Annotated in this window: 24 protein-coding genes; 6 read left to right on the top strand and 18 right to left on the bottom strand. The window is 33.5% G+C overall.

Going from position 1 to position 25784, the window contains the following annotated elements; genetic code table 11:
• Positions 1-164: 164 nt before the first annotated feature.
• Positions 165-1586 (bottom strand): MATE family efflux transporter, encoded by a 1422-nt coding sequence (locus tag QO263_RS10015; RefSeq protein WP_285620712.1) that lies wholly within the window; start codon positions 1584-1586, stop codon positions 165-167.
• A gap of 18 nt (positions 1587-1604) precedes the next feature.
• Positions 1605-2048, bottom strand: a complete 444-nt coding sequence (locus tag QO263_RS10010; RefSeq protein WP_285620710.1) for a MarR family winged helix-turn-helix transcriptional regulator — start codon at positions 2046-2048, stop codon at positions 1605-1607.
• 287 nt (positions 2049-2335) lie between these two features.
• Between QO263_RS10010 and QO263_RS10005 the strand changes: the two genes are divergently transcribed.
• Both QO263_RS10005 and QO263_RS10000 read left to right on the top strand, forming a co-directional pair.
• Positions 2336-3292, top strand: coding sequence for a M23 family metallopeptidase (locus tag QO263_RS10005; protein WP_285620707.1), 957 nt, complete (start codon positions 2336-2338; stop codon positions 3290-3292).
• A gap of 22 nt (positions 3293-3314) precedes the next feature.
• Positions 3315-3698, top strand: a complete 384-nt coding sequence (locus tag QO263_RS10000) for a bactofilin family protein (protein ID WP_285620705.1) — start codon at positions 3315-3317, stop codon at positions 3696-3698.
• A 29-nt stretch (positions 3699-3727) separates the two neighbouring features.
• On the opposite strand, the gene QO263_RS09995 is transcribed toward QO263_RS10000, so the two are convergent.
• The 4 genes from QO263_RS09995 to QO263_RS09980 form a co-directional block, all read right to left on the bottom strand.
• Complete coding sequence (locus tag QO263_RS09995; RefSeq protein ID WP_285620703.1) at positions 3728-4612, bottom strand: diacylglycerol/lipid kinase family protein; 885 nt, start codon at positions 4610-4612, stop codon at positions 3728-3730.
• Positions 4613-4789: 177 nt separating this feature from the next.
• Positions 4790-6028, bottom strand: coding sequence for an MFS transporter (locus tag QO263_RS09990; protein WP_285620702.1), 1239 nt, complete (start codon positions 6026-6028; stop codon positions 4790-4792).
• The gene (locus tag QO263_RS09985; protein WP_285620700.1) at positions 6029-6787 is read right to left on the bottom strand and encodes a glycerophosphodiester phosphodiesterase; all 759 of its coding nucleotides are present in this window, start codon (positions 6785-6787) and stop codon (positions 6029-6031) included.
• A 209-nt stretch (positions 6788-6996) separates the two neighbouring features.
• Positions 6997-7191, bottom strand: a complete 195-nt coding sequence (locus tag QO263_RS09980; protein ID WP_285620698.1) for a hypothetical protein — start codon at positions 7189-7191, stop codon at positions 6997-6999.
• Positions 7192-7389: 198 nt separating this feature from the next.
• Between QO263_RS09980 and QO263_RS09975 the strand changes: the two genes are divergently transcribed.
• The 3 genes from QO263_RS09975 (at position 7390) to QO263_RS09965 (ending at position 12127) form a co-directional block, all read left to right on the top strand.
• A complete protein-coding gene (locus QO263_RS09975) occupies positions 7390-9141 on the top strand; it encodes an ABC transporter ATP-binding protein (RefSeq protein WP_285620696.1) in 1752 nt (583 codons plus the stop codon).
• Positions 9142-9156: 15 nt separating this feature from the next.
• Positions 9157-11247 (top strand): ABC transporter ATP-binding protein, encoded by a 2091-nt coding sequence (locus QO263_RS09970; protein WP_285620694.1) that lies wholly within the window; start codon positions 9157-9159, stop codon positions 11245-11247.
• 76 nt (positions 11248-11323) lie between these two features.
• On the top strand, positions 11324-12127 hold the full coding sequence (locus QO263_RS09965; RefSeq protein ID WP_285620693.1) for a histidinol-phosphatase HisJ family protein: 804 nt from the start codon (positions 11324-11326) through the stop codon (positions 12125-12127).
• A gap of 5 nt (positions 12128-12132) precedes the next feature.
• Here the strand turns inward: QO263_RS09965 and QO263_RS09960 are convergent, their stop codons facing one another.
• From QO263_RS09960 to QO263_RS09905, 12 genes are all read right to left on the bottom strand, one after another.
• A complete protein-coding gene (locus QO263_RS09960) occupies positions 12133-12375 on the bottom strand; it encodes a hypothetical protein (protein WP_285620692.1) in 243 nt (80 codons plus the stop codon).
• A gap of 105 nt (positions 12376-12480) precedes the next feature.
• A complete protein-coding gene (gene citG / locus QO263_RS09955; RefSeq protein ID WP_285620690.1) occupies positions 12481-13353 on the bottom strand; it encodes a triphosphoribosyl-dephospho-CoA synthase CitG in 873 nt (290 codons plus the stop codon).
• Positions 13354-13380: 27 nt separating this feature from the next.
• Complete coding sequence (gene citX, locus QO263_RS09950; protein WP_285629270.1) at positions 13381-13890, bottom strand: citrate lyase holo-[acyl-carrier protein] synthase; 510 nt, start codon at positions 13888-13890, stop codon at positions 13381-13383.
• Positions 13890-14927, bottom strand: a complete 1038-nt coding sequence (gene citC, locus QO263_RS09945; RefSeq protein WP_285620688.1) for a [citrate (pro-3S)-lyase] ligase — start codon at positions 14925-14927, stop codon at positions 13890-13892. Before citC ends, citX begins: the two co-directional genes overlap by 1 nt.
• Positions 14928-14933: 6 nt before the next feature.
• On the bottom strand, positions 14934-16475 hold the full coding sequence (citF, locus tag QO263_RS09940; protein ID WP_285620686.1) for a citrate lyase subunit alpha: 1542 nt from the start codon (positions 16473-16475) through the stop codon (positions 14934-14936).
• Positions 16476-16489: 14 nt separating this feature from the next.
• Entirely contained in the window at positions 16490-17362 is an 873-nt protein-coding gene (locus tag QO263_RS09935; protein WP_285620684.1) for an HpcH/HpaI aldolase/citrate lyase family protein, read from the bottom strand.
• 148 nt (positions 17363-17510) lie between these two features.
• Positions 17511-17774, bottom strand: coding sequence for a citrate lyase acyl carrier protein (gene citD / locus QO263_RS09930; protein ID WP_285620682.1), 264 nt, complete (start codon positions 17772-17774; stop codon positions 17511-17513).
• A 42-nt stretch (positions 17775-17816) separates the two neighbouring features.
• Positions 17817-19061, bottom strand: coding sequence for a methylaspartate ammonia-lyase (locus QO263_RS09925; protein ID WP_285620680.1), 1245 nt, complete (start codon positions 19059-19061; stop codon positions 17817-17819).
• Between the two features lie 33 nt (positions 19062-19094).
• Entirely contained in the window at positions 19095-20543 is a 1449-nt protein-coding gene (locus tag QO263_RS09920; RefSeq protein ID WP_285620678.1) for a methylaspartate mutase subunit E, read from the bottom strand.
• A 10-nt stretch (positions 20544-20553) separates the two neighbouring features.
• The gene (glmL, locus tag QO263_RS09915) at positions 20554-21945 is read right to left on the bottom strand and encodes a methylaspartate mutase accessory protein GlmL (RefSeq protein WP_285620676.1); all 1392 of its coding nucleotides are present in this window, start codon (positions 21943-21945) and stop codon (positions 20554-20556) included.
• A 31-nt stretch (positions 21946-21976) separates the two neighbouring features.
• A complete protein-coding gene (gene glmS, locus QO263_RS09910) occupies positions 21977-22387 on the bottom strand; it encodes a methylaspartate mutase subunit S (protein WP_285620674.1) in 411 nt (136 codons plus the stop codon).
• A 16-nt stretch (positions 22388-22403) separates the two neighbouring features.
• Positions 22404-23366, bottom strand: coding sequence for a GntR family transcriptional regulator (locus QO263_RS09905; RefSeq protein WP_285620672.1), 963 nt, complete (start codon positions 23364-23366; stop codon positions 22404-22406).
• A 788-nt stretch (positions 23367-24154) separates the two neighbouring features.
• Here QO263_RS09905 and QO263_RS09900 point away from each other — a divergent pair.
• The gene (locus QO263_RS09900) at positions 24155-25699 is read left to right on the top strand and encodes a putative polysaccharide biosynthesis protein (protein WP_285620670.1); all 1545 of its coding nucleotides are present in this window, start codon (positions 24155-24157) and stop codon (positions 25697-25699) included.
• Positions 25700-25784 lie beyond the last annotated feature (85 nt).

Genomic DNA, 25784 nt, shown 5'->3' with positions numbered 1-25784 from the left:
TTTCCCATAATTTTCCTATATTAGGAAATATATTTTCATTCCATTATATCATAAATATGAAATATTTTTAACATATAATTAACAATTTCTAAAGTTAATAATCTTATTATTCACAAATTAAATAAATAAAAGATGAAGCAATAAACTTCATCTTTTATTATATATTATACATTTATATATTTCCACTTTCCGCCTTTAAATATAAAGAAGTATAAAATACCCCTAGCTATTAGGTCTATACTCATGGCAATCCAAGCACCCAATAGACCCCAGTTAAAAGTTACCACAAATATGTAAGTAAACACTAATCTAATACCCCATATTCCTATAAGAGTTATTGCCATAACTCGTCTAGTATCTCCAGCACCTCTCAAGGCTCCAGAAAAACCCATGACAGCAGCTAAAAATGGTTGAGATATTGCCACAACCCTTAAGCATACTCTTGCCATGCTTAGGATTTCTTTATCCTTCGTAAAAATCATAAGAAAATAGTCTGGCCATATAAAGAAAAATACTCCTACAACTGCCATTAGAATTGCGCCCATTTTAACCGCAATAAGCCCACTTTTTTCTGCTAATTTAGGCTTTTCTGCTCCTAAGTACTGTCCTACCAGTGTGGTCGCTGCTAAAGCAAAACCAAAGCCAGCATTAAAGGATAAAGATTCTGCTGTCATAGTTATCCTATGAGCTGCAAATGTAACAGTACCTAATGACGATACTATTCTACTAAATAGAAGCTGACCAAATCTCATAAGAAACTGCTCCACGGCAGCTGGGATACCTATATTAAAAATTCTTTTTATAATATGAGTATCTATTTTTAATCTTTCTTTAAAATTAATTCTTAAGAATTTACTTCCTTTTATAAGAATTATCATTATTATTATAAATCCGACAAATCTTGAAAAGGTAGTTGCAATACCTGCTCCATCTACTCCCCAACCAGCTCCTGGAACAAATAATGATATGCTTTTATTTATAAAAGGAATATTCATGTTAACAGTTCTGCTCTCATAAATCAGAAAAAAGTTTCCTACAATATTGACTATATTTGAAAGTCCATTTATGTACATAGGGGTTTTAGTATCCCCTCCCCCACGTAGTACTCCATTCATTACCATAGTTACTATCATAAAGGGAAGTCCCCAAGCATTTATCCTAAAATAGGAAGCAGATATAGGCACTACGTCTGGCTCAGCTCCCATTAGCTTTACAATAGGAGTAGCAAGGGATAATCCAAGAACTACGAATATAGCAGACATGATTACACTTAAGATTAGGGATTGCTTAGCTACATTATTAGCTTCATCTTGCTTTTTTGCTCCTATAGCTCTAGCAACTAATGCTGTAGTACCAACACTTATAGAAGCAAAAAAAGACATGGCTGTCATCATTGGCATATCACTTAGTCCTACTGCTGCTATTGCTGCAGCTCCTAAGCTTCCAACCATTGACATATCTGCAAAGCCTAAAAGTGTCTGCATTAGCATTTCTCCAATAGCAGGCAGTGCTAGCTTTAAGGTTGATTTTTCTAAATTCGACTCAGGCAATTCATTATCTTTTACTTCCACTGCTTCATTAGTCACTTTTATCAATCCCCCTTACTAGTTTTCAGTCATTGCCTCGTACAAATATTTAAGGTTCTTTAGTAGAACATCCTTATCATTATCACTTAAACCAGATAATTTTTCAGACAAGTATTCTCTTCTTTTTTCTAATACTTGCTTTACGATATCGTGACCCTTAGGTTGAGCTATTAATCTAACAACTCTTTTATCCTGTTCATCCTTTTCTCTTATAACTAGCTCACTTTTTTCCATTCTGTCTATTAGATCCGTAATAGTACTGCAAGCTAAAGACATCCTTTGACTTAATTCTCCTATAGTAAGCTGTTTATTGCTCACAAGATATTGAAGAGCAATAAACTGAGGATCTGTAATATTAATATCATTTAGTATTTCTCTACCTTTTTTTCTAATAATCCAATCAACTTTTCTTAGATATTTTTCTATTAGCGCAACATTGTTCTCAACTTCGTTTTGGCCCATCATTTCACCTCCCAATATGTTTCGCCTCACTAAATATATTAACTTATAATAAGTATTTAGTCAATCTATCAATATAATATAATAAAATATTAGGTCAATAACCTTATTTATCTATAAATATCTCTTGTTTTTTAGCCACACTTTAGCCTTTGTTAAGTATTTTTTGTGCAGAAAATTAAATTATATATGAGTAATTAATTTTAAAAAGGGTTTAGTAAATTTTGCTAGAATATATAATATTTAATGATATAATACAATATGAAGACAATTATGAAAGGGGGGCTGAAGTGAAAACCGTACATATAAAGAACAAAAAAGCAAAAACTGTTTCATTGCTCATAATTCCCCATTCTAAGGAGATAAGTCAAATAAATATAGCAACTTGGATTCCAAAGTTTTCCATATGTTTAATTATGATGGTTTTATTAGTGTCTGGATATCTGAGCTTTAACCTATATACTTCTTATAATATTCTAAAACAGGACTACAGTGAAAAAAGTCATAAATTAGAAACACTAGAAGTGGCAAATCAACAGCAAAGACTAGAAATAGAAAATCTAAGATCTATGTCAGCCGAAGTTCAAGAGAAGCTAGATACAATAGATGATCTACAGGAAATTGTAAAGGGTCTAGTTGGTCTTGAAGATACTTCTGAAAAAACGTCAAAAGATAAAGAGCAAAGTTCAAGTAGTCTTCCCTCTAGAGGTGGTCCAGGCCTAAGAGGAAATTACTCTACTAAAAGTAATTTTGAGTCTCAAATAAAAGAATTATCTTCTCTATTAGACAAAAGTTCTGAGGAGTTAAGCTCTCTTATTAATGATGTTGAGGCAAAACTAAAATATTTAGATGCTAAACCTAATTTAATGCCAACTACAGGAAAGATTACGTCTGGATTTGGCTATAGAAAAAATCCTTTTGGGAGAGGCAGAGAGTTTCACAATGGATTAGACATAGCAAATAATTCAGGCACAAAGATAAAAGCTGCAGGAAGTGGAGTTGTAACTTTTGCAGGATATAATTCTAGTTATGGAAGATATGTAATGATAAGTCATGGATATGGTTATCAGTCAGTATATGGACATAATAGAAAAATACTTGTAAAGGTTGGAGACAAGGTTGAAAAGGGACAAATCATCAGTGAAATGGGAAGCTCTGGTAGAAGTACTGGCCCTCACCTTCACTTTGAAGTAAGATTAAACGGAAATCCAGTAGATCCAGTAAAAGTAATAGATAATATGGATTAGCTATATTTTTGGGGGGATAAATATGTTTAAAAAAAGTCAGGAAAATATAGGTAAGATTGATACCTTAATTGGCAAAAACACTAAACTAAATGGTAAAATTGAAGCTAAAGGAACTATTAGAGTAGATGGCGAGCTAGATGGAGATATAGTAGTTGATGGAAATGTTCATATAGGAGTAGACGGTAAAATTACAGGAAATATTGAAGGTAACAGCATATTCGTATCTGGAACAGTATATGGAAACATTAAGTGCAATGAGCATCTCAGACTAGGTAACACTGCAAAGCTATTTGGTGATGTAGAAGTAAACACTTTAATAATAGATGAGAATGCTGTTTTTGAAGGCAAATGCAAAATGGAAAATATAAATAATGGTACCATAATGGACAAAGAAACAAATGAATAATAGTAGCAAGGAGCCTAATAGGCTCCTTTTTAATTAAATATTCTAAAGCTTCTAGGTACAACTTGAAAAGTTGCTGGGAGAAGTCCACCATATTCCCCATCAATATCTACCTGTACCTCATCTTCAGTTTCAATAGTTATCTTTTTGGTTTTAAAATACTCAACATTCGGATGATTTACATGTTCACCTTTTAATATATTTAAGAAAATCGATAATGCATCCTGTATTTCAGATTTTCTGATTATAATACAATCCAGTAATCCATCTTCTACTTGAGCCTTTGGAGCTAGCATTCTAAATCCACCAATAGATGAGCTGTTAGATACTAAAAACAGAAATATTTCTTCTTCTGAAGAATATTCATCACTGCTTATCCTAACATTTATTCCATTAAACATTTGCTTAGGTATTTCTCTAAGTCCTTCTAAGTAGTAAGCCATTCTTCCTAAAACATTTTTACTTTCAGCGGGTACTTGATGGGCTACATTAGTTAAAAAACCTCCGGCAGCCACATTTACAAAATACTTATCTCCCCAACTTCCTAAATCTACATCTAATGTGTTCTCATTCATTATCATTTCGCAGAATTCCTTTGGCTCCTTGGGTAATCCCATATAATTAGCAAAATCATTCACAGTGCCAGCAGCTAAAATAGCAACTGGTACTTTTCTTCCCCCTATTACAATCCCCGCTGCAACCTCATTTACAGTACCGTCTCCTCCACAAACCACTATAGCATCCCAGTCTTCTTTGCAGCATTGTATAGTTTCGTACGTGGCATCGTCCTTTTTTTGAGTTGCTACCTTTCCTACTAGATAACCATTATCCAAAAGTATTCTACATATTGAATCTATCCTCTTTTGAATAATCTGTCTACCGGAAGAAGGATTATAAATTACTTTTATTTTCTTCATAAAGTTCACCTTTCTCAGTTTAATTTCATAAGGTCAATAAAATAATTGCTATCTCTTATATTATATAATAATACATTATTCATATAATTTCCATTAGTCTGATTTCCAAACCTTCTTTAACTATAAAAAGTAAAAGTGAAAGCAGCTCAAAAAATAAAATGGTAATTTATCATTACGTTAATTGGCATTTTCAATATCCTTATTTTCAGTAGCTTTAGGCTTAGTCAAAAAAACAAATATAAAAGCCAATACAAATGAAAGAGAGGATAATATAAACATAAATCCAAAGCCTACAATATCAACAAAAAAACCAAACATTAAAGGTCCAAGTATGGCTGCTAAGGATGAAAAGAAATAATAAAGACCTGTATAAGTACCAATTTTATCTTCTGTCGTACACTCAACTACCATGGGATAAGAATTTATGTTTATTAATGACCAGAAAAATCCTCCTATTCCCATGAGAATCATCATTATTATATTAAATGGCAATGAAAAAAATGTAGTAGTGGACCTAATAGTAGATAATATGAGGAATACAATTACCAATCCTGTTATACCCATTAGAATTGTTCTTTTTTTCCCTACTTTTGAAGCAATAAATCCACTTGGAATGGCAAATGCTAAAAATATTCCTGCAAAGCTACTCATAATTATTGAGCCTGTTTTCTCCGTTGTTCCTAAAAAGTAGACACTATAATTACTAAAGGTAGCCTCAACCCCTTGGTATGCAACGAACCAAAAGAAAATTGCACACAATATGTAAAGGGCTGTTTTGTCTTCACTTTTTATTACATCAGATAATGCACCAAATATATTAACCCTATCCTCTTTACTAACAACACCTTTATCAGGCTCCTTGATAAATTTAAAAAGAAGAAATAGAGATAATATCATAAGTACTGAAGTTGCTATGAATAACAGGTATTTATTATATTCATACACAAATGCCCCTACAAATAAAACTAGTACAGATGCTAATCCACCCATAAAATTTATAACCCCATTAGCCTTACTCCTAAGAGGTGCCGGTGTAATGTCAGGCATCAGAGCTATTGTAGGTGCTCTGTATATGGACATTGATAGGTTTAAGAAAAACAGAATAATAACTATACTTAAAAAACTTGTGTAAAAAGGCAATGCACTAAATAATACAGCTGATATTGGTATTCCTATAAGTAAAAAAGGCATTCTTCTGCCAAATCTAGTCCTAGTGTTGTCGCTCATAGCTCCAATTACAGGAATTAAGGATACAGCCAGAATATTATCAAATGTCATTATTGCATTTATCCAAAACTGACTATCAATAAAGTCTCTTAAGAATAATGGAACATAAAAATTATAAAGCGACCACACTAAACTAATTACAAAAAATCCAAGACCTAGTATAAAGGTCTTCTTATAGTTAAGTTTCATCTAATTCCCCCCTGTATTATCTCGTATTTTCACTGCTCTATCAGGATAATTGGTTATAATGCCATTTACTTCAAGATTGAGTAATGCGGAAATATATCTTTCATCATCAACAGTAAATGGATTTAGCATTATTCCATTTTCAAAGCAGCCTTTTATGAGCTCAGGCACCAATAAATTGTAAAAAAGTGGATGTAAAGCATCTGCATTTATTCTTTTTGCATATATCCAAGGCTCCACTAAACCAGCCATATATAAGGCTCCTGTCTTAATTTGAGAATTTATTCTTTTTACTTCCGTTAAGCTATAGTGATTAAATGAAGATATTATTACCTTTTCTTCCATTCCATAATCTGCAATCATTTCAATTGTCTTTTTCTCTATTCCTGCATATAGTATTGGAGCATTCTTTAACTCTATATTCAGTAAAATATTGCTGTCCTTTATAAGTTCTAAAACCTCTCTCAATTCCGGTATCTTTTCTCCCCTAAATTCTTCTCCAAACCAGCTTCCCGCATCAAGTTCTCTTATTTCTTCCAAAGTGAAATCCTTTATGAATCCTTTTCCATTTGTTGTTCTATCTACTCTTTCATCATGACATACAACTAAAGCGCCATCCTTTGTCATATGTGCATCTAATTCTATTCCATCTGATTTCATCTCTAAAGCTTTCATAAATGACACCATCGTATTTTCAGGCGCATATGCAGAAGCTCCTCTGTGTGCAATGATTAATGTATTGATAACAATCCCTCCTTCCATTAATTATATTCTGGATTTCTAATTTATTTACAAAAATAAAACATCTTTATTAACTGCTTCTCAGATGTCTTAACTTAATATAACTATTTCTTCATGTTTATGTTTTTTCCTTCAATAATAATAATTTATTTTGTCTCATCATCTCAGTCTAGCAGAGCAAATTTATCTGTTCGTTATCATAAAAAAAGGACATTTAAGTCCTTTTTCATCTATTTTAAGCCTTCATATTTGTCTATCATAGCTTGCATCTTACTTGCCTGAAATCCTGATTCTTCTGCAAATTGTTTAAATGCATTTCTAATTTCATTGTCGTCAGTTTGTTTTGAAAACATTTCATAATCTCTTACCATTTCTTGCGCATCTAAAAGCTTCTTTTTCAATATATCCATGTCATTCATTTCCATACTTTTTCACCTCCCATAAATAAATTGTTTGTTATATAAACAATTTCATTAGCCTTAGTTTCTAACATACCTAAAAAAATATTCATACTGTTTCCTTACAAATCGAATTGAAAATATTTTTTATTTTGCAGAAGGTATAATATTTTGAGTGTCGAAATAATTATAGTGATCATTTCTGTAACACTAAGGAGGCATAGTATGCATAATTTCAAAACTTTAAAAGAATTTTTCATCAAACATAAGTGGAAGTATGTACTAGGTATTATGTGGCTTTTAATAGTTGACTTAGTTCAGCTATTGGTACCTCAAATATTTAGGGTAATTACGGATTCACTTGAAAAGGGAACATTAACACGCCAAAATCTTATAAAATATTCAGCTTACATAATTCTAACTGGACTTATCATTGGCGTAGGTAGGTATTTTTGGAGAATATACATTAATAAAACATCAAGACAACTGGAATATTACATAAGAAACAAACTATTTCATCATCTCCAAACACTTTCCACTAACTACTTTAATAATCATAAAACAGGAGACTTAATGGCCCATGCAACAAATGATATAAATGCAGTAAGAATGGCTTTGGGTCCTGGTATTGTAATGATAACCGATGCCTTCTTCATAACTATATCAGCCATATATGCAATGATAGGGACTGCAAATTTAAAGCTCACTTTAATATCACTTATACCATTACCTTTTTTAGCCTTTTTAGTTATGAAATTTGGTAAAATGATACATGGTAAATTTAAAGATGTACAAGATGCATTTTCAAAATTAACTGACAGCGTTCAAGAAAATTTTGCAGGAGTAAGGGTAATTAAATCCTTTGTTCAAGAAGAAAAAGAAATTGATAAATTCACAGATTCAAATGAGCATAACTTTAAAATGAATATGAGTCTAATTAAAGTATGGGGAATGTTTTCACCATTGATTCAATTTATATCTGCCTTAAGCTTTCTAATATTAATATGGTATGGTGGAATATCAGTAATAAATAATGAAATTTCCTTAGGTGATTTTGTAGCACTTAATAGCTATCTAGGACTTCTAGTATGGCCCATAATGGCAATTGGTTGGGTAATAAATATGTTTCAAAGAGGGATCGCCTCAATGGAAAGATTAAATACAATATTTAATGAAAAGCCTGAAATTGTAGACAGCGAAAATGCCCTAAGTCTTACTGAAATAAATGGAGACTTAGAATATAACAATGTATCCTTTAAGTATCCTGGAAGTAACAACTATGCTTTGAAAAATATCAATATTAAAATTAAACAGGGAGACACTCTAGCTATCATTGGTAGAACAGGAAGCGGAAAAACAACATTAGTAAATCTATTAATTAGGCTTTTCGATATACAAGAAGGAGATATTTTAATAGATGGAGTTAATATCAGGGACGTTACACTTAAATCTTTAAGAGAAAATGTAGGTTATGTTCCACAAGAAAGCTTCCTTTTCTCCACAACTATTAAAGGAAATATAGGTTTTGCATTTGATGAAGAAGTGGAAGACGAAAGAATAGTAGAAGCTGCAAAGCTTTCAGAGCTTTATTCTAATATCCTAGATTTTCCTGAGCAGTTCGATACAATATTGGGAGAGAGAGGAGTTACCCTATCAGGAGGGCAAAAGCAGAGAACATCTATTGCTCGGGCAATAATTAAAAGCCCAGGCATATTGATACTTGACGATAGCTTATCTGCTGTAGATACTCAAACTGAAGAAAAAATTTTAGAAAATCTAAATGAAATTATGGAGTCTCGTACAACAATAATTATCTCCCACAGAATATCTACAATAAAGAATGCAAATGAGATAATTGTTCTAGATAATGGTGAAATTGCTCAAAGAGGTACTCATGATGAGCTTCTGGAAAATGAAGGTATTTATAAAAATATCTACGAAAAACAACTATTAGAAGATAGAATTCAAAATCTGTAATGGGGGGATTGGCAAATGACTAATTTTCATGAAGAAGAAACCTTAGGTAAAGCCTATGATTCCAAGCTTATGAAAAGGCTTCTTTCATATGCAAAACCATACTGGGTATATATCTTAATATGTATAGTCCTCCTTATAGCCGTAACTGCTGGTGATTTGGCGCGTCCATATATATTAAAATATGCAATAGATGATACTATAAGGGGTTATCTCAATCCAATGTATGTGCTTGATAAAAGCTCTGGCATGAAAGGCATTTTATATAAGGATAAAATATATGTTAGGGAAAATGAATTGTCCGATTCTGAAAAAGAAGTACTAAAAAATTCAGAAATGAAGACAATCCTTAAGGTAAATGGCAACTACTACCTAGTAAATGGCTATATAAAAAGTGATAATCATGATCCAGCTATAAGTGAACAAAATAATGAATATGTTTTAACAGTAGATAATGACAAATATACAGCAGATTTACTCTCAACAGAGGATTATAGATTGTTTAGAGAAAAGGATATAAAAAATCTTAAGATGGTTGGAATAATTTTTCTCGCAGTAATTGTCCTAAGCTTTGCTTTTAATTATGCTCAGGTTTTTATATTAAACTATACTAGCCAAAAGATTGTTTTCAATATAAGACAGGAGATTTTTTCACATTTGCAGAAAATGTCTCTTTCATATTTTGATAAAAATCCAGTAGGTAGACTTGTTACTAGAGTCACAAACGATACAGAAGCCTTAAATGAAATGTATTCTAGTGTACTAGTTACACTTTTTAAGGATTTATTTCTGTTAACAGGTATCATAGTTACTATGTTTAATATGAATGCTAAATTAGCTTTGTTTTCTTTTACTGTCTTGCCTTTTATAATTATTGCCTCAATTATTTTTAGGATAAATATTAGAAGAGTTTATAGGGCAGTAAGAGTAAGACTAGCTCGTATAAACTCATCCCTAAATGAAAATATAACTGGAATGAAGACAGTTCATATATTTAGCAAGGAAAACAAAAAGCTTAAAGAGTTTGACGAAATAAACAAAGATTATCTAAAGGCTGCCAATGAGGAAATTCAGCTATATGCTATATTCAGACCTGCTATAGAAATAATACGCTCTTTAGGCTTAACATTGATTATATGGATTGGTGGTAATAATGTTATAAATGGCGCCATAGAGTTTGGGGTATTATATGCATTCATAAATTATCTGCAAATGTTCTTTGAGCCTATATTGGATTTAACTGAAAAATATAATATTCTTCAATCTGCAATGGCCTCCTCTGAGAGAATTTTTATGATAATGGATACTGAGGAAGATATTAAAAATTCAGAACAACCAATACATCTAGATACTATAAAGGGTAAAATCGAATTCAAAAATGTATGGTTTGCATATGAAAAAGATAATTGGGTGCTTAGAGATGTAAGCTTCACCATAAACCCAGGAGAGGCTGTAGCCTTTGTTGGTGCAACGGGTGCAGGTAAAACTTCTATCATTAGCTTAATAAACAGGTTTTATGATATACAAAAAGGTCAAATATTAATTGATGGAATTGATATAAAAGACATGGATAAGTATCAATTAAGGAGACGAATAGGAATTGTCCTTCAAGATGTTTTCCTTTTTACAGGAACTATCAAGGATAATATTAGATTAAATAATGCAGATATATCTGATAAGGAAATCAAAGAAGTTGCTAAATATGTCAATGCAGACACTTTTATTGAAAAGCTTCCTAAGAAATATGAGGAACCTGTTATGGAAAGAGGTTCTACTCTCTCAGCAGGTCAAAGACAGCTTCTTGCATTTGCGAGAGCTTTAGCATTTAAGCCTGATATATTAGTATTAGATGAAGCTACCTCAAACATTGATACTGAGACAGAAATTCTTATCCAAGATGCTCTTGGTAAGATAGTTAAGGGAAGAACATCTATAGCTATAGCTCACAGGCTATCCACAATACAGCGTTCTGATAAGATAATTGTTCTCCATAAAGGACAAATAAGAGAAATTGGTTCTCATCAAGAATTGTTAAATAAAGGCGGTATGTACTACGAGCTTTATAAATTACAGTATAAAGAGGATTTTCAATTAGGAGAAAGCCTATAATCAGCATTTACTTTTTACAAAATATCTAGTAGAATAGGTAGCATGAATTTAATATTATTTATAGGAGTGGTTATAAATGTACGATTATCATGTCCATAGTAGCTTTTCTGGTGATTGCAAGTACTCTATGGAGGATATGGTAAAAGGCGCCTTAGAAAAAAACATTAAAGCTTTTTGCTTTACAGATCATATTGACTATGATTATGGCAATGATGAACTAGATTTTGTTTTCGATAAAGAGGATTACTTCAAGGAACTAAAAAGAATAAGGAGTAATTATAAAGGGCAGATAGATATTTTAAGCGGAATTGAACTAGGAATGCAGCCACATCTAGTTAGAAATATTCATGAGAAAATGAGCTTAGAGGACTTTGACTTTATAATTATGTCTATCCATACTGTCATGGGTAAGGAGATACATGAAGGCGAACTATTTCAAGACAGAGATTTATTAGATGCTTATTTTCTTTATTATGACGAAATGCTCGAAGTATTAGATAAATTCAATGATTTTGATGTAGTAGGCCATATAAACTTAATAGATAGATATGTAAAACATATGAATAACAAAACCGTAAGGCTTGAAGAGTATAAGGAGTTTATTGAAAAGGTTTTAAAGAAAATAATAGATAAAGATAAAGGCATTGAAATTAATACTTCTGGAATACGCTATGGGATAAATTCATTCCTTCCTACTGTAGAGATATTGAGCCTTTATAAAGAACTTGGAGGCGAAATTGTTACTATAGGCTCTGATGCACATAGCCCAGAGTATGTTGGATCTAACTATGAAGAAGCAGTTGAACTTTTAAGAACTCTAAATTACAAATATATCACTACATTTAAAAATAGGAAAAAACAATTTATTAAAATAGAGTGAGGATATTACATCCTCACTCTATTTACTTTTACTCGTTCATCATATCTGCATTTTTCACACCTATATAGATGAACACATTGATCATGGGGAACTCCATCTACAAGCTGTGTAATATCATTAGATAGGTAGGGACTATAATCATCTAAAAAGTTTACTATAGGTCCATTGTCTTTCATTTTGCCAAGGCATTCTGGGCAATTTATGCTTATATCCTTAATTCCATTGCAAAGAGGACATACTAAATCCATTCAATTACCTTCTTTCCATCTTATATTACAATCCATCTTGTATACGCTCTGCTACATTCTTGAAGATTATTGTCCCCTTTGTAATTTATTTTATAAATAAAATATTTACAATAAAGAATTTTCTAAAAAATATAGTATTAGTGTTACGGCTAAAAGATCTGCTGATCCTCCTGGGCTAATATTTCTGCGAATAAATTCTTTATCTAATTCTAAAACCTTTCTTCTACCCTTTTCTGTTAACATACCACCTAGGCTTAGGACTTCCTTTGCTGCTGTTCTAGTATATTCTAGTTCATCTAAGCCATGTCTTCCTAATATATTAATATCTTCCGTAATAGCCATAAGATGAAGTAAAACCTGCACTAGACTGTCATTTATATCTCCTTCATATTTCATAAACTCTCGAAATAAAGGTAAAGAGTGATTTCTTACAGTGGGAAAACCTGCCTCTACTTCCCCTCTAATTCCTTTAATTCCATGCTTTTTGAACAATTCTTCGCCGTATGATAAAGACCCTTTGCTTAAATGCTCTAATTCTCTGCTGACAATACCCTCCGTTATCTCCATCACTCTGCGACAAATATCTTCTACGTCTATTTTTTGGTTTTTAGCTTCTCTATACTGTAACCCTGCTGCTGCCGAAATAATTCCTAATGAAAAGACCAATCCTTTATGGGTATTGACTCCTCTGGTTGCATTAAACATTTTATTTTCTCCCTCTATACCTATGGGGCGAATAATTCTCAATAGTTCTTTCTTATCTTTACCCTCAAATTTTAGGCCCTCCAAAGCACATTTATAAAAAGTAAATGTTTGAGATGCACAGCTCTCCATAAATGTGTAAAAATCCATGTCCTTGTGAGCCCCAGAGTTATTCCTGTCTACAAGACCAGGCTTAGGTGTAGCGCTGACTTCAAGCAGCATGGATTTAATAGCTATTTCACTGATGTATTCACAAAAGCCGAAATCTATAGACATTTTTTCTCCTCCAACAGTTCCACAAATTTACCTTGGTTTATTAGCATTTAATAACGTATAATCGTTGATTAACTGATTTACTCTGTCCACTACTTCCTGAAGGCTGTGACGTCCTGTTTTCATGCATACTCTGGCATCTTCCTGACAGATTATACACCTTCTAGACTCCATGCCCAATTTTTCTCTGCCTATAGATTCTCCCTCTCCTGCATATACGTCTATATCAAATAACCTTCCTAACGAGTGGTTCATTTCCAAATCTACTGCAATTTTTTTAGCTTCTAGGGGCTTCATGGTAATTGCCATTAATATGCTGCTTCCATCGTCTCCAGATAATATTTGTGTATGGATACTATTCTCACTAAGTTTTTCAGTCAACAGCTCTTTGAGAATTTGAAAAGCCTTTACAGCTTCCAAAGTGTCTTTATCATTACCAGGATAATTTATCTTTCCGCAAATCACAGGCACTCTATATTTATCTATTAGAGATAATATTTTATAATATCTTTCCTCTCTATCCCTTAAAATATTTTTCATCAATGGGAAGAGTCACTCCTTTTAATTTTTTCTATAATAAGTTTAGCTTCATTTGACATTAAAAATTCATAGGTTACTTTAGGAACTAAATTTTTAATTATATGAAATTTATCAGCTTTTATAAGTCTTCTTACTTCAGAGGCACTAATTGGTTTATCCTCTTTACTTAGCCTATCAACTTCCATTACATCTATACCGTACTTGGGTAGTATGCTGTGCAATGCTTCGTTGTATTGTTTTGTCATATTACAATAGGGTTCTGTTCCTACATAACGTCTTTCTATATTAAAAACAGAGCTGAAATACCTGCCAAATATTTCTGCATCTAGTTTAGCATAAGCATTCATCCTCATATCCTCTTGTCTCAAAAAATATGATGGAAAAGTATTAGATGAAATAATATAACTCCCGCCAGATAAAACATGAACATTTTTTAAATCCTCTATTCCTATACTAACCAGATTTTTTCTTACTTCAAAGGGAAAAAGTGATCTGTCTTCTTCGACAACAAATACAATTACCTCATCATTCTCTCCAGCTGCCCTCTCGATTAAATATCTATGCCCTAATGTAAATGGGTTGCAGTTCATTACAAGAGCAGCTTTTTTATTTTTATTCAAGTCACTATCTTTAAACATCTCTTCTACATATTTTTTGATATTAGACATGCCACCCTCTAATAAGACCACCTCATCAACGCTTTGGACTTCACGGTAATTTAACCTTTTGAATAAGGTAATATTCTTAGGTTCTGTAAATATAAAGCTACTATAAATTCCTCTATCAAAGAGTTGATTGGTTATGTGAGTAATAAGCCTAGAAGCTATTCCCTGTTCCTGATATCCTTCCTTTACTGCAAAACACTTTAACACCTTTCCAGAATAGGAACAGGTCCCTATTATTTCACCTTCATATCTAGCTACAATGGTATGCTCCACATCTTTATCTAAAAGCAGATTAAAAGTTGAAAGGAAGCTCTCAACTTTTAATCTATCATTGGTACTTAAATCAATGCTTTCAATTCTTATATCATACATAATAAATCAATCCCCTATTTTTCTTACCACATCTATTACAGTACCATCTCTATATTCGACAACAGCTACTACTTCATCACCTAATTCTATCCTTTCTGGAACCCCTGTCATATCTTCAGCAATTCTCTTTAAATCCTCAATTGGCATGATTGGTAGATTAGTACCTTCTAGTCTTTTAATTAAATCCTGCCTTGAAGGATTGACAGCAATGCCTCTTTCTGTAACTAACACATCAATAGTTTCTCCAGGAGTAGTAACTGTAGTGACACGGTCAACTACAATAGGAAGCCTTCCCTTTATAAGCTGTGTAACAACAATAGCTAGCTTCGCTCCAGCAGCTGTATCGCTATGCCCTCCTGATCCACCCATAATCACTCCACTGGATCCTGTTGTAACATTGACATTAAAATCTACATCTATTTCAGTTGCTCCCAATATCATAACATCAAGGTTGTTTACAACTGCGCCTTTATTATGGGGATTTCCATACATTGATGCAGACATGCCCTGATGTCTTTTATTATCTCTATAAGATTCAACTGCCTTTAAATCAAAGCATTGCACATCAAAAAGTGCATCAAATAACCCTTCCTCGAACATTTCAACCATATATCCTGTAATGCCTCCAGAGGCAAAGCTTCCTTTAATCTCATTTTTCTGCATTAATTCCTTCACATAGGCAGCTACTGCTAAAGACGTTCCGCCTGCCCCTGTCTGGAATGAAAATCCATCCTTTAATAGTCCTGAGACCTCTATGACCTTAGAAGTCATTTTAGCAATTTTAAGTCCTACAGGATCTTTGGTAATCTTTGTAGTGCCTGATACAATTCCCTTTGCATCTCCAATACTTTCTACCTTAACAACATAATCTATATACTCCTGACTGATTTCGATGGGACAAGCAGGATAGGATACTAGATTATCTGTTATAGCTACTGTTTTTTCGGCATATAAGGCATCTGGAACTACGTATCCCAAAGACCCACAAGCAGATTTTCCATCTACACCATTGATGTTGCCATAAGTATCACAGGTAGGAGCAGCAATAAAGGCTATATCAATTTTAACGTCTCCTGCTTCTATAGCTCTTGCTCTCCCTCCATGAGTATGCATAATAGCTGGATTCTTTAACTCTCCCCTTGAAATGGCATCAGCTACAGGTCCTGAAATGTAATTTGCACATATTCCTGTAACCATGCCAGTTTTCATATACCCAACTAGTGGCTCATGTATTGGGAAAATAGAACTTGCAGCTACTCTTATATCCTTAATATTTTTTTTTGATATTTCTTCTAAAACCATATTGAGTACATAATCACCATTTCTTAGGTGATGGTGAAAAGAAATAGTCATACCATCCTTAATATCACATTTTTCAAGGACTTCTTTAATAGAGCCTAATACCTTCTGCTGTTTTGGTATAGCACTCTTAAGCTTTATAGACTTTTTCTGTACTTCGCCCAACGATTCAAAAGCACCCTTAAAAGGTTTTACTACTCCGTATCCTTGGATATATTCAGGGATTTCTCTTCCAAGTATATTCTTCATATATCTATCACCCCTTACAGCAAGCCTGCAAGCTTTGCTTTTTTAACCACATTTTGTGCTCTAGCTATGATAGGTGCATCAACCATTTTTCCATTCAGTGAAAATACACCCTTACCCTGTTCCTTAGCTTCCTCCATGGCTTTAATCACAGACTGAGCATATTTTATTTCCTCCTCAGAAGGTGCAAAAATATCATGAATCGTATCTATTTGCCTTGGATTTATTGCAGCTTTTCCTGTCATACCTAGAGATTTTGCTGTTTGAATATCCTTTATAAATCCTTCACAATTATTCATATCAGCAAAGGGTGTGTCTATAGCATCTACCCTGCAAGCCTTACATGCGGCAGCAATCTTACATCTCGCATAAAAAATTTCTTTTCCTTCTGCCGTTCTTTTAACTTCAAGATCTGCTGTTAAATCTTCTGCTCCTAATAACACTCCTACTACCCTGTCGGAGGACTTTATTATGCTATATACATTTTCAAGACCATAGGCTGTTTCAATCAATGGGAATAGCTTAATTCTTCCCAATTCAAAGCCTTTTTCATCTTCAATTTTAGCAAGCATCTCACATGCTGTACGCACATCTTCTTCCGTTGCTTTTGCTATCATTAGCGCAGCAGGCTGTACTGTAGCTATTTCTTCAATATCTTTAACACCAAAGGCAGATGAAAGAGGATTAATTCTCACTACTATTTCTGTACCATAAAAGTCTAAGTTATTTATGGCACTTTTCACTAGTATTCTTGCTGCATCCTTTTCTGTAATACTTACAGCATCTTCAATATCTAATATTATACTATCAGCTCCAAGAATCCCTGCATTTTGTAACATATTAGGATTGTTACCAGGAATGAAAAGCATAGTTCTTCTAGGTCTATCCATAAAATCACCTCTTATATTAAGACTACCAAAAAACTTTAATTTTCTTATTTGTCATTCTGAGATGCAGTCGAAGATGTATGTTTTCAATATATGAGAGATCCTTCTCTGACGCTCAGGATGACACAAATGGACTTTTTCAGTAGCTTTCTTATATTGCTCTTTTAATTGCAGTTTCCACTCTTGCTCGTATAGTATAGTCTAAAGCCCCTCTATCTCTAGCAACAATGTGGACATTTTTAACATTTAAAGTATCCAAAGTCTTTAGAATTACTTCCTCAATCTGCTTCCCAAACTGTTTCATAACAATACTTTCAAGGTCGATTATGATTCCGCCCTTATCATTGGGTTGAACCATAATGTAAATATCGCTAGATTCCATAGTGCCTGCTTTTGCGGGAACCTTGATATCCATAGCTATCACCTACCATTGTTTTTTAATGCTTCTGTATTTTTATTATCTATTTCTCCTATTTGCTAATGCAAGGACTCTATTCATTTCATTATGGACAATCATAAAGCCTTCATCTACACCCATTCCCGGTTTTGCAAGACATTGATCAGCACCACATGCAATAGCCACATTTACGCATACTTGAGCGGATCTATCAGTTTCATTACACGTTCCTCCACAATAAGCACCTATGCCTTTTTCCTTGCAGTATAGAATAGCTTCCACTGTATTGTTTATTCCTCCAAGGTCTGGTGTCTTGATTTGAACCATGTCTGCTGCGCCTTCATCTACAAATAATTTTATATCTTCAAATGTATTACACCATTCATCTGCAACAAGTTCAACCTTGCTTCCTCTTTCTCTAAGAGCAAGCCTTAACTCCTTAAGGGCTTGTACTTGTTTTTCTCTATCTTCAACGTCCATTGGACCTTCTATACGAAGTTTAAAAGGAGATGCAATTTTTCCTAATTCAGCAAGATAATCAGCCATTTTTTCTGTATCATTGTCGAATGCAAGACCTACAGTTCCATAAACATCTATATGTAGGACAAATGTGTCTTCTTCTCTAGCTTTAAGAGTCTCTATCCTATTTTTTAGCCAACCAACATATTCCTTAAGCTTTTCTCCATTTTTCCCTAATTTAGTTTCAACATTATTAAATAATGCATGAGGTAGTACATCAGCACCTTTTATAATCATTTTATCTACATTATTATATCTGTCATCACCTGATTGAGTAAAAATAGGAATTCGCTTTAATTCCACGTTAGTATTGTATTCTTCCTTAATTACCTCTGCCATTGTAACCTTTTTCACCTTAGAAACAGCATCCAGAACAGCTTGAGTAATACCGTATCTCATAGCTGTATGAAGCCTTTTTCCTTCTACAGTCATATGATCAACTTCCTCAGCAAGTTCCCTAAAGTTTTTTATATCTCTTCCAATTAGTTTTGGTGCAATATGTTTTTCTATAATTGGAATAAATTCATCTGCAAGGAATAATGGGTCTCTTCCCCCTGCTCCTGAATATTGAACCGCTGCACAATCTCCATGAGCTACTTGTCCGTCTTCTAAAACTAACATTACTGATATAGCTTCTCCAGCCTGTCTAATCTTTGTAAAGCCTTCTGTAACAGGCTCACCAACATATGTAAAGCCATCACTTTTTGCACCTCGTTTAATAGCTCTTTGATCATCAAAATAAAACCCTGTTCTTCCTGCTGAGCATACAATATCAATTATTTTCATCACTATTTCCTCCAGACATATTTTTTATTGTTTTTATTCAGGTCTACCTACAAGTGTTCCTTTACCTACAGCATATATATCATCAATAACCATCTGGAAGCTAACTTTTCTTCCTTCAGATTTTGCTCTTTCCTCTAATAGCTGTTTATTGAAATCTTTTAATTCTAGTGACATAGGAACATTCCCAAATTCTAAGTATCTAACTGCTCCATTATTGTCCCTTGCTGGAAGCATTTTGCCTATATTATATTTACTTGGCGCAAATGGAACATCTATCACTCCTGCTTCAAAGGCTTTTACAGTACCTACAGCTAAATCTCCCTTGCCTAGCTCTAACACTTTGTCCAATATGCATTTAACTTCAGCTTTTATTAGCTTTATCTCTGCTTCGAGTTCTTTTGACATTTGTAGCCTTTGACCCTTTAATAGGTTTAATGTTTGTTTTGTTGCCTTTATTCCTTGGGCATTGGCTTCCATAGTTGGAATACCTACAGCTTCATGTGGTGTTTTAACAATTACCTTTGTTACACCTGCTAGTGCCGCTGTTGCTGAACCCCAAGAAATTACACCAAAGGCTTTTGCCTCATCGGCTGGAAAACCACCCATCCATTGATGGAACACTGTTGTTAGATCCACATTATATCCATAAGTCTTAAAATACTCCTCTGATTGCTCAACTAGTGCTCTGATTGCAGCCACATCCTGTATTAAGTTTCCACATTGACCATATCCTAGTGTAAGGCTTTTTACTCCTTGCTCAGCAGCAAGTAACCCTTCAATAATTGCAACTGCATTTGACATACTTGGGGGTACAAGAGTTCCTGTTAGAGGACCAAAAGGCTCTCTATTGATTTCAACTCCCATTTCCTGATATAATCCTGCAAGTCTATCACAGTATTGCCAGTCAAGTAATGACCTTTCAACGCTTACGCTTTTTGCATAAGGAATATTATAGGATATTCCTCCACCTTCATTTGAAGTCCATCCACCTGCATGAATTATCTCCGCCAGCAATCTTGAATCTGGCGTGCCATGTCTTGCTTGTACTGGCCTATCTACTGCTAACAATACTTTTCTACAATTATTAACACCATGGTTTACTGCTGGAAATCCATTTAGCATGGAACGATTTTCTTTAATGCTTTCATCGATTCCTACCTGGCACTCATTGTATCTGTTTTGTCTTGAGTAGCTATCAATTGTACTTGGTAAAAGGTCTGCCTCTCCTACATTTTGAAGATATTGTAAAAGCTTAATATGTTCATCTACTAATGCAACACCAGCTCTTGGCTGTGCAAGAGTTATTCCCTCTTGTTTTGCCTTTCTAAGCTTTGCTGCAAAATTTTTATGTTCAGGAATACTTTTTAGAAATTCCACAGCTTCTTTCAAATCCACATCTTTACCGGTAGGCCAATGAGTTAGTACTTCTTCTCTTACCTTATAAAATTCTGCTTCACTCCACTTTTTATTTTTAAGCTCCATTTTTCTCCTCCTATTGTAGGTTAATAAGGTATTTCTTCATCATTCTAATAGCTTTGTCAGGATATTTAACTGCCATCAACCCCATTACAGAAAGAATATAGCTTCTGTCTATTAATAGCTTCGGTTCTATGGGTTTCAGGTATTTAGGATTGTCCTCGCTAAATAGACCAGCTTTCAATATTTTTTCTGGATTTTTACTATAAGCAAGTACGCCACCTGTACCTATTAAGTATTTTACATTTAATAAATCTTTTCCTACCTGCGTGTAAATCTTTCCCATTGGAGTATATACATCTTCTATTTTTCCTACATGTCGTTCCATTGCTACTTCTGTTGCTACCATGCTCAAGGCTTCATCAAATTCTATTTCGTCATAATTCTGTGGAACTTCACTGACATTTTGCGCAAGATAATGACATCTTTCCTCTACATTATATTTTAAATCCGGTGCATATTTTTTAATTTTTCGCGTTGCTACAGCTTGCCAGAGAGATTCGGCGCTTACTCGCATGCCAAGATCTCCTTCAACGGTTCTTTTCACGTAGGGTTCCTGTAATCCTGTTAGCATAACCCCTGCTCTTGTAGGCTCTCCATCAGCTATGGAATGAATATCAGTTGTAGCTCCTCCTATATCTACGACAACTAAATCTCCTATACCTTCCTCTGTATCTGTTCCATCAGCCAAAACCTTAGCCGCATTTAGCACTGCAGCAGGAGTCGGCATTAATATGCCATTTATATATTCCTCTGCACCACGCATTCCCTTTGCTTCAACGATTTTTTTCATAAATATCTCTCTTATGGCATCCCTTGCTGGATCAACATTCAATATATTGAGCTTAGGCATCACATTATCTACTATACGATAATAAACGCCTTGGCTTTCAAACATCTCCTCAATATCATCACTGGCATTTTTGTTACCTGCAACAACCACAGGTACGTCTTTTATATTCATAGCAATCATCTTTGCATTGTATGTTATACAGTCTTTGTCTCCTCCATCTGTTCCTCCGGCCAGTAGAATAATGTCTGGCTTTTTCTGTATTATATCTCTAACTTCTCTTAGAGTCAGTTGATGACTGTATACTTGAAGAATCCTAGAGCCTGCACCTAAAGCAGCTCTTTTGGCAGCTTCTGCTGTAAGATCTGGCACTAGACCAATAGCCACCATCTTTAGTCCCCCTGCCGCACTGCTGCATGCAAGCTTTTCATTAAATTGAACATTCTTCCCTTTGCACTTTTCTTCTATAGTCCTATAGGCATTTCGAAATCCAATCATAATATCTGTGTCTACAGTTGTTAAGGACTTTGAACTTGAAATAATTTCTTCATTATCTATATCAACAGCTGTAAGCTTTGTATACGTGCTGCCAAAATCAATTAATAAGAGCGCATTCATTATTATCACCTTTATATATTATGTATTTTTTCTAAGCAATTTTTAAATCTTCTTTTAAATCCCTTATTCCCATTTCTGGTGATGTTCCAGGAGCATATACACGGTTAAATCCCATATCCTTAAATCTTTTCTCTACTGGTCCCCACTCCTGCTTTCCTACTACAAGATTTCCTCCCGCATATAACAATATATCCTTTAAGCCTGCCTCTTCACATTTTTCTCTCAGTCCTCTACAGTCAATTTCTCCATGACCATAAAGAGATGATACTAAAATTGCAGAAGCGCTAGTTTCAATAGCTGCATTGATGAAATCTTCTTGCGAGCTTAGTACACCAATATTTATTACTTCAAAACCAGCTTCTGTAAATGCATGATCAAGAATTTTATTTCCTACTGCATGACAATCTGCTCCTATAACACCAAGAACAATATTTTTTTTCATAATGTCTTCTCTCCCTCTATAAACGTCTTTTAATCTCCATTATTTTAGACATAATTGCTTGAACAGAACTCTGATCAAGTATGTAATCAAACCTGATAATTTCTTTTTTACCCATGGTTAGCCTTCTAACCTCTTCCTCTCGTCCATGTGAGACAACGATTACATCTGAAGCATTGACAATATCCATGATGTCTGTTTGCTCTCTGCTAACAGTTCCATTTATATCCATACCATCTAGTCCAGCTAAACTCAATGCATATTTTACTTTAAAATAAAATTCTTTCGAAAGAGTCATCAGTCCTATTTTGGTTCCTTTAGGATATTGAGCAATTTTTACAATTGTTTCAAGACTTGGGTTAGTAGCCACACCAAAAACTTCTTTTCTCAGATTGGTGACAAAGCTTTTCACTTCATTTACATGATTAAATGCTGTAATAATAATTGGAGCATCTCCGATAGCCTTTTCAACAAACTGAGCTTCTCCTTGAAGTTGAGTTATTGTCATTGGTAGTACATTAAGATTGGTGGTACGGCTTAATTCCTCTGCAAAGAACCTAGCCTGTTCTATGTTGCATTCTACAAATACAGCATTCAGGTTTTTAAATAAAATTTCCTTTTCCTTTACTCTTTCCTGTACAATAGCTAAGAATTCTTTTGTATTAAAGCCATTTTCAATTGCCTCTTCTAGCGCCAAGTCAATAATTTTGTATATTTTATCCTTTACAGTTTCCTGCTTCCATGGATTTGCTTCTTCTGCAACAAAAGTTCCTCTGCCTTGAAAAGAAATAAGTACTCCTTCCTGCTCTAATGCATTGTAGGCAGATGAAATAGTATTTCTGCTTACCTTTAGTTTTAAAGAAAGGTCTCTTTCTGTAGGCAGCTTCTCACCAATCTTTAATCTTCCGTTTTTTATGTCATCCATGATAAAATTTTTCACTTGGATATAAATAGGCACTCCACTATCTCTATCAATTTTCATTACCTTGACAATTCACCTCCTCTAAGAATATTGGCCTATTGGACTAATCCAATCCTCCCTCATGGTAGCATGGTTTTAAAAACCAGTCTAGCACCGTATTATATTAAAAAATGTATTATTTAGTCATATTCATTATATATTCCATTTTATATCTCTATTTGACCGTACAACTACGTATTTCTTAGTAAAGATATGTTTTTCATAGAAAACATTATTTTGTTTAAATCTGTCAATCTGCAATATGTCCTATTTTGCAAGTATTCTATATATAAATTCATAAATTGGATGGTCCATTTTCTTGAATTGGCATGGTTGCTATTTTAATTTGCATTATAAAAGTTTATATATTTCCTCTATATTTTGTATCTAACAGGTTTCAAGAATATAGGCTCTCATTTTTTACTCTTTCAATGGCTCTTTGCAGAATAATTCCATTTTATTTTATATGTTCAAAATGCAACTATGGCGCAATTCCCCTGCACTTTTTATATTTTTATATAAATCATTTAAAACTCAATCTACTATGTTAAACTTTTGTCATATTCATAAGTACAAGAAAGGGATTACAATAAAAATGGGTTCAAACCTAGGAACCTCAATCCATATATCTGAACCTACCAATTCATAAAAAATTGTATATAAAAATTAATATGTTAAAATTCTGACACTTTTGTTTCTGAATCTATGATATTTCCTATACCTAAGGTCTTTTAACTTAATATCGTAATATTATAAATCACGAAGAATATACATTATTATAAGTCCATACTTGTTTTTGAGGTGATATATTGAAAAAATCTAGTTTTATATATGGTGCCATAATACTTGCTATAGTAAATTTCATAGTTAGATTCATAGGATTCGCTTATAAGATTATACTGTCTAGGCAAATTGGTCCTGAGGGAATTGGACTATTTCAAATTGCTTCACCTGTTCTAATGTTCTTTATCACTTTTACTACTGCAGGAATTCCTGTTTCAGTATCTAAATTAGTAGCAGCACAGAAGGCTTCAAGAAATGATTTAGGTTGTAAAAAGGTTTTAAGAAGTGCACTTTTCCTTGCTTTTTCTATATCATTGGTGTTTATTGTAATACTAATTGTATTTGGACAGTTCATTTGCTCTAATATCTTAAAAAACAATGATGTATATTATTTAATAATAATGTTATCACCTGCCATAATGGTAATATCTATAGCATCAGTTATTAGAGGATATTTTTATGGTCTGAAAAAAGTAAGTCCTCCAGCCATCGCTCAAATAATTGAGCAGCTTTCAAGAATAATTTTCGTTTTAGCTACTGTTCACTATTTTCAACCAGCAAGTCCTCAGCTAGGAGCAGTTATTGCTGTTGTAGGTATAAGTGTAGGAGAGATATTTGGATTATTATGGCTAATGCTTCACTATAGACTATATTCTAAATCTCAAGTTTACCTTCCTATGAAGAGTCAAGGCTATGCATCCTTTATATCTAAAATATTCTATATTGCAGCACCAATTACACTTTCAAGATTGATAGGTATGGTAATGCAGCTTACAAATGCAGTGCTGATACCGCAAAAGCTTGCAGAAGCTGGATATACTTCAAAAGAAGCAATTGCAATATTTGGCAAAGTCATGGGAATGTCAATGCCAATATTATTTCTGCCCTTTACCGTTACATCAGCTTTAGTAGTAAACATCATACCTAATCTAGCAGAAGGGTTCGAACAAAAAAGATTTGGCCATATGAAAAATGATATAGCATTATGCCTGAGAATTACTTTGCTAATGTCCATTCCTCTAACAACAGTATTCGTATTATTTTCAAAGCCTATTGCAATGGCACTCTACAATGACAGCGATGTTGGAAGATATATGAGTATTCTAGGTTTTAGTACTGTGTTTTTATCTCTCCAAAGTACATTATCTGGGATACTAAATGGAATTGGTAAACAGGTTTCTGCAACAATAAATGGTCTTATTGGTATGTGCTTTCAATTAATGGCTACACTCTTTTTAGTAGGCAATCCATCCTATGGAATAAATGGTTTTTTTATAGGATTTATTACTTCAAGTTTTATCATATCAATCCTTAATTTTATAACATTAAATAGAGTCATAAGTGTAAATATTAGTCTTAGAGATTATATAATCAAACCAATATTTGCTTCTATATTCTCTACAATATTCATACTACTCACCTATTCTTATATTCTTCAGCTAAGTATTAAGAATTATATAGCATTATTTATAAGCCTTGCCATTGGGGTAGCAGTTTATATAGTAATTTTGTTTATTACAAAGGCTCTTCCTCCTTCTCTTGTAAAAAGGCTCTTTAATTTTAAGTCATAAAATAAATGATATAGCTTCATAAAACTAGGCATGTTAAAAGCGGAGATATAGTTCTCCGCTTTTAGTAACATTTATTGCCCTCTTA

It is taken from the genome of Proteiniborus sp. MB09-C3, from assembly GCF_030263895.1.
GTDB lineage: Bacteria > Bacillota > Clostridia > Tissierellales > Proteiniboraceae > Proteiniborus.
The sequence above is the reverse complement of the archived record's forward strand: the minus strand, read 5'-3'. Positions and strand labels throughout refer to the sequence as shown.

Coding starts and splice junctions, on each gene's coding strand:
- QO263_RS10010 (WP_285620710.1), bottom strand. CDS start 2,048: ATGGGCCAAAACGAAGTTGAGAACAATGTTGCGCTAATAGAAAAATAT.
- QO263_RS10000 (WP_285620705.1), top strand. CDS start 3,315: ATGTTTAAAAAAAGTCAGGAAAATATAGGTAAGATTGATACCTTAATT.
- QO263_RS09995 (WP_285620703.1), bottom strand. CDS start 4,612: ATGAAGAAAATAAAAGTAATTTATAATCCTTCTTCCGGTAGACAGATT.
- QO263_RS09990 (WP_285620702.1), bottom strand. CDS start 6,028: ATGAAACTTAACTATAAGAAGACCTTTATACTAGGTCTTGGATTTTTT.
- QO263_RS09985 (WP_285620700.1), bottom strand. CDS start 6,787: ATGGAAGGAGGGATTGTTATCAATACATTAATCATTGCACACAGAGGA.
- QO263_RS09980 (WP_285620698.1), bottom strand. CDS start 7,191: ATGGAAATGAATGACATGGATATATTGAAAAAGAAGCTTTTAGATGCG.
- QO263_RS09975 (WP_285620696.1), top strand. CDS start 7,390: ATGCATAATTTCAAAACTTTAAAAGAATTTTTCATCAAACATAAGTGG.
- QO263_RS09970 (WP_285620694.1), top strand. CDS start 9,157: ATGACTAATTTTCATGAAGAAGAAACCTTAGGTAAAGCCTATGATTCC.
- QO263_RS09965 (WP_285620693.1), top strand. CDS start 11,324: ATGTACGATTATCATGTCCATAGTAGCTTTTCTGGTGATTGCAAGTAC.
- QO263_RS09960 (WP_285620692.1), bottom strand. CDS start 12,375: ATGGATTTAGTATGTCCTCTTTGCAATGGAATTAAGGATATAAGCATA.
- citG (WP_285620690.1), bottom strand. CDS start 13,353: ATGTCTATAGATTTCGGCTTTTGTGAATACATCAGTGAAATAGCTATT.
- citX (WP_285629270.1), bottom strand. CDS start 13,890: ATGAAAAATATTTTAAGGGATAGAGAGGAAAGATATTATAAAATATTA.
- citC (WP_285620688.1), bottom strand. CDS start 14,927: ATGTATGATATAAGAATTGAAAGCATTGATTTAAGTACCAATGATAGA.
- citF (WP_285620686.1), bottom strand. CDS start 16,475: ATGAAGAATATACTTGGAAGAGAAATCCCTGAATATATCCAAGGATAC.
- QO263_RS09935 (WP_285620684.1), bottom strand. CDS start 17,362: ATGGATAGACCTAGAAGAACTATGCTTTTCATTCCTGGTAACAATCCT.
- citD (WP_285620682.1), bottom strand. CDS start 17,774: ATGGATATCAAGGTTCCCGCAAAAGCAGGCACTATGGAATCTAGCGAT.
- QO263_RS09925 (WP_285620680.1), bottom strand. CDS start 19,061: ATGAAAATAATTGATATTGTATGCTCAGCAGGAAGAACAGGGTTTTAT.
- QO263_RS09920 (WP_285620678.1), bottom strand. CDS start 20,543: ATGGAGCTTAAAAATAAAAAGTGGAGTGAAGCAGAATTTTATAAGGTA.
- glmL (WP_285620676.1), bottom strand. CDS start 21,945: ATGAATGCGCTCTTATTAATTGATTTTGGCAGCACGTATACAAAGCTT.
- glmS (WP_285620674.1), bottom strand. CDS start 22,387: ATGAAAAAAAATATTGTTCTTGGTGTTATAGGAGCAGATTGTCATGCA.
- QO263_RS09905 (WP_285620672.1), bottom strand. CDS start 23,366: ATGAAAATTGATAGAGATAGTGGAGTGCCTATTTATATCCAAGTGAAA.